Below are 4,597 nucleotides of genomic sequence, written 5' to 3'. Positions count from 1 at the left end.
GTCATGCCCCCCGCGGGGCATGCCCGTCACGATTTCGCGTAACCTCGAAATCGCGAAGTGCACGTCGCGCATCGCCCCGACGTTGCCGGCGGGCGGCGGGGACAGGCGCGTCGCCTTGGTATGCAAGGGGCCGAGCCGATCAGCCCGAGTTCGTACCCCTCTACCCCACCGCCTCCGGTAGCCCGGCGAGGATGGCGCTCAACGACTTGCGGCAGGCCGTTACCATGAATTCGATGAACAGGCGGCTCTTTGGATCCTGCAGGCGCTTGTGCGGGAAGAGGCTGGCCAGTTTCACGTCGAGCGGCGGGGTGGCGGTGGCGACCGGGATCAGGGCGCCGGAGGCGAGGTGTTCGGCGATCTCGAAGGCGGGTTTCAGGATGATGCCGCGGCCTTCCAGCGCCCAGCCGGTCAGCACGTCGCCGTCGTCGGATTCGAAGGGGCCGCTGACCTCGAAGCGGCGGGGGCCGTCGGGGGTCTGAAGGGTCCAGACGAATTCGCGCTGGCCGGGGAAGCGCAGCAAGAGGCAGTCGTGGCGCGCGTCGATCAACTCCTGGCCGGCGCGGGGATTGCCGCGGGCGGCGAGGTAGGCCGGGGCGGCGCAGAGCAGGCGGCGACAGTCGGCGATGGTGCGGATGCGAAGGGTGGAATCCTCCGGAACGCCGAGAGTGAAGATCACGTCGAGCCCCTCGGCCGTGACGTCGAGCCGGCGGTCCGAGAGGCGCAGGCGGATGTCGATCTGGGGGTAGAGATCCTTGAAGGCCGGGATCAGCGGCGCGATCAGCCGCTTGCCGATCCCGAGCGGCGCCGCGACATGGATCGAGCCGCGCGGATTGCGCGAGACGTCGGCGATGGCGGCCTCGGCCTCCTCGATGGTTTCGATGATCTTCAGCGCGCCCTTGTAGAAGATATTGCCCTGTTCGGTCGGTTGCAGGCTGCGCGTGGTGCGGTTGAACAGGCGCACGCCGAGATGTTTTTCCAGTTCGGCGATGCGGGCGCTGGCGACGGCGGCGGAGACCCGCTGGTCACGGGCGGCGGCCGACATCGAGCCGAGCTCGAACACGCGCAGGAAGGTCCGCAGGTTGTTCACGTAGGACATGGGCGAGCCTAGCATTTTCAGGCGATTCCCGAAAGTGCCGGCGGATTTGCGGCACTTGCGAGATAGTCGAATTCTGTCAGTGTGGGCGGATCAAGCTGGAGGGTCTGGATGTACGATTTCGCCATTTTCTGGGACTGGATGGCCTTCGCCGTGCGCTGGCTGCATGTGGTCACGGGGATAGCCTGGATCGGATCGTCGTTCTATTTCGTCGCGCTCGACCTCGGGTTGCGCAAGGTTCCCCATCTGCCGCCGGGCGCCTATGGCGAGGAATGGCAGGTTCACGGCGGCGGATTCTACCATATCCAGAAGTATCTGGTGGCGCCGGAGATGATGCCGGAGCATCTCACCTGGTTCAAATGGGAGAGCTATGCGACCTGGCTGTCGGGATTCGCGATGCTGGCCATCGTCTATTACGCCGGGGCGGAACTGTTCCTGGTGGATCGCGCGGTGCTGGACGTGTCGGCGCCGACGGCGATTCTGATCTCGATGGCTTCGATCGGGGTCGGCTGGGTGATCTATGATTTCCTGTGCAAGTCGCCGATCGGCAAGAATACCACCGGGCTGATGCTGCTGCTTTATTGTGTTCTGGTGCTCATGGCCTGGATGTATACGCATCTGTTCACCGGCCGCGCCGCGCTGCTGCATCTGGGCGCCTTCACCGCGACCATCATGACGGCGAACGTGTTCTTCATCATCATGCCGAACCAGCGGGTGGTGGTGGCGGATCTGAAGGCCGGGCGGGTACCGGATCCAAAATACGGGGTGATCGCCAAGCAGAGGTCGACGCACAACAACTATCTGACGCTGCCGGTGCTGTTCCTGATGCTGTCGACCCATTATCCGCTGGCGTTCGGGACGGAGTACAACTGGATCATCGCCAGTCTGGTGTTCCTGATGGGCGTGACCATCCGGCATTATTTCAACACGGTTCATGCGCGGAAGGGTAATCCGACCTGGCTGTGGCTGGTGACGGCGGTGATCTTCGTGATCATCATGTGGCTCTCGACCTCGCCGGGCAGCCAGCGGGAGGAGTTGGCGGGCCTGCCGCCGATGGCCGAGCGCTTCGCCTCGGCGCAGGGGTTCCAGCAGGTGAGCGACACGGTGATGGGCCGCTGCGCGATGTGCCACTCGGCCGAGCCGTTCTACGAGGGCGTGACCTTCCCACCCAAAGGCGTGCTGCTCGACACACCGGAGCGGGTCGCCGAGCATGCGCGCGAGATCTATCTGCAGGCCGGCCGGTCGCATGCCATGCCGCCGGCCAATGTCACCGGGATCGAGCCGGTCGAGCGCCGGTCGATCGTGCAATGGTATCAGGCCGCGATCGCCGGATGAGGCGGGGCTTAACCAAGCGCGCGAATCGTCTTCGGCGGCGATCGGAACCGGCGTATCATTCCGGCCGTGGGGCGCGCGGCGTTTGACATGCCGCGCCTGAGCGTGGGCGGTGGCGAGAGTGGATATAGAAGCGGTCGGGGCAGCCGGCGGAACGGCCGAAAACTGGAGCAGGCGGGATGGAATTCGCGCCGGCGCGGTATCGGGTCCATGGCGCAGCGCGACCCGGCCGTCGCCGGCGGGTGCCGCGCACCTTGATGGAGCGGCTCAGGTCGATCTGATGGGCGACATCCCGGCGCCGGTGCTGCGCACCGCGACGGTCCGGCCCGCGCCGATGCCTCTGTCCGGACCGGTCGATCCGGGCCATGGCCGCGTGCTGCTTGAGGACGACTTTTCCGATTTGGTGGCCGATACCCGGATGGGGGCCAGCCCGGCCCGGGCCACACGGACTTCCATCCTCGGCGCGGTCCTGCTTGGCGGAATGATCGCATGCGCGATCGTCGCCCTGGCCTTTGTTCTGCGGCCATAGGAAGCGCGGAACTCACGCCGCGCGAGTCGGGACGGGCGTACCCTGACTGATTGTTGACGAACGGACGCGGGCCGTCACGCCGCGGGCGTGCCCCCGGCACGGCGGCGCGTGGCTGTCGCGATCTCGCGGATGGGCGAGACCGGGTCTGGAAGGCCGGGCGGCTCGCGGGAAACGGACAGGGGGCCCCGCCGGTGGGGCCCTCTGGATCAGACCTTGAGAATGGTCTGGAGCGTGGTCACGTCGCGGAGGCGCTGGGCGGCGGCGATCCGGTTGTCTTCCGAGGCGCCGGCGACGGCCTTTTCGGCGTCCGACAGCAGGGCGGAGAGCAGATCACCGCTCACCTCGGCGCGCGGCACCGCCTGCTCGGCGAGGATGGTCGCGCTGCTGGAAGACACTTCGGCGAAGCCGCCGGTCACCACGAATTCGGCGACTTCCGTGCCCGCCGCGACCCGGACGATGCCGGGGCGCAGCGTGGTCAGGAACGGCGCGTGGTTCGGCATGGCGGTCATGTCGCCGTCCATGGCCGGGATCTGCACGCTGGTGGCCGCCAGCGACGCGAGCTTGCGCTCGGGGCTGACGAGGTCGAACTGCATCGTATCGGCCATGGCCGGTTCCCTTCGTCTTGCCTCGCGCCGATCAGGCCGCCGCGGCGGCCATCTTCTCGGCCTTGGCGATCACTTCGGAGATGCCGCCGACCATGTAGAACGCGGCCTCGGGCAGATGGTCGAACTCGCCGGCGACCACGCGCTTGAAGCTGTCGATCGTCTCCTCGATCGGCACCTGCACGCCGGGCGAGCCGGTGAAGACCTGCGCCACGTCGAACGGCTGCGACAGGAACCGCTGGATCTTGCGGGCGCGGGCGACGGTGAGCTTGTCCTCTTCCGAGAGCTCGTCCATGCCGAGGATGGCGATGATGTCCTGAAGGCTCTTGTAGCGCTGCAGGATGCCCTGCACGGCGCGGGCGGTCTGGTAGTGGTCGTCGCCGATCACCATCGGGTCGAGCAGGCGCGAGGTGGAGTCGAGCGGGTCGACGGCCGGGTAGATGCCGAGCTCGGAGATGGCGCGGGAAAGCACCGTCGTCGCGTCCAGGTGGGCGAAGGAGGTGGCGGGCGCCGGGTCGGTGAGGTCGTCGGCCGGGACGTAGATCGCCTGAACCGAGGTGATCGAGCCGTTGCGGGTCGAGGTGATCCGCTCCTGCAACTGGCCCATGTCGGTGGCCAGCGTCGGCTGATAGCCCACGGCGGAGGGGATGCGGCCGAGCAGCGCCGACACTTCCGAACCCGCCTGGGTGAAGCGGAAGATATTGTCGATGAAGAACAGCACGTCGGTGCCGGACTGGTCGCGGAACTGCTCGGCCAGCGTCAGGCCGGAGAGGGCGACGCGGGCGCGGGCACCCGGCGGCTCGTTCATCTGGCCGTAAACCAGCGCCACCTTGGACTTGGTCAGGTCGTCCTTGTTGATGACGCCCGATTCGATGAATTCGTGATAGAGGTCATTGCCCTCGCGGGTGCGCTCGCCGACGCCGGCGAAGACCGAATAGCCGGAGTGCACCTTGGCGATGTTGTTGATCAACTCCTGAATCAGCACCGTCTTGCCGACGCCGGCGCCGCCGAACAGGCCGATCTTGCCGCCCTTGGCGTAGG

General features: G+C 66.9%; 5 protein-coding genes. 2 read left to right on the top strand and 3 right to left on the bottom strand.

The features are described 5' to 3' along the window. Positions 1-160: 160 nt before the first annotated feature. Positions 161-1,096: a LysR family transcriptional regulator gene (locus tag Q0480_RS16085; RefSeq protein ID WP_299134438.1), complete on the bottom strand. Its 936-nt coding sequence runs from the start codon at positions 1,094-1,096 to the stop codon at positions 161-163. A gap of 108 nt (positions 1,097-1,204) precedes the next feature. Here Q0480_RS16085 and Q0480_RS16080 point away from each other — a divergent pair, with 108 nt between their 5' ends. After that, the gene (locus Q0480_RS16080) at positions 1,205-2,428 is read left to right on the top strand and encodes a urate hydroxylase PuuD (protein ID WP_299134435.1); all 1,224 of its coding nucleotides are present in this window, start codon (positions 1,205-1,207) and stop codon (positions 2,426-2,428) included. Positions 2,429-2,705: 277 nt separating this feature from the next. Further along, entirely contained in the window at positions 2,706-2,954 is a 249-nt protein-coding gene (locus tag Q0480_RS16075) for a hypothetical protein (RefSeq protein WP_299134434.1), read from the top strand. Between the two features lie 206 nt (positions 2,955-3,160). Here the strand turns inward: Q0480_RS16075 and Q0480_RS16070 are convergent, their stop codons facing one another. Next, positions 3,161-3,559, bottom strand: a complete 399-nt coding sequence (locus Q0480_RS16070; RefSeq protein ID WP_299134432.1) for a F0F1 ATP synthase subunit epsilon — start codon at positions 3,557-3,559, stop codon at positions 3,161-3,163. Between the two features lie 31 nt (positions 3,560-3,590). Next, positions 3,591-4,597: F0F1 ATP synthase subunit beta (gene atpD, locus Q0480_RS16065; protein ID WP_299134430.1), on the bottom strand; the 1,007-nt coding region annotated here is incomplete at its 5' end.

Source organism: uncultured Amaricoccus sp. (assembly GCF_937891315.1).
GTDB lineage: Bacteria > Pseudomonadota > Alphaproteobacteria > Rhodobacterales > Rhodobacteraceae > Amaricoccus.
Note: the sequence above shows the minus strand (reverse complement) of the source record. Positions and strands in the feature narration are given on the sequence as shown.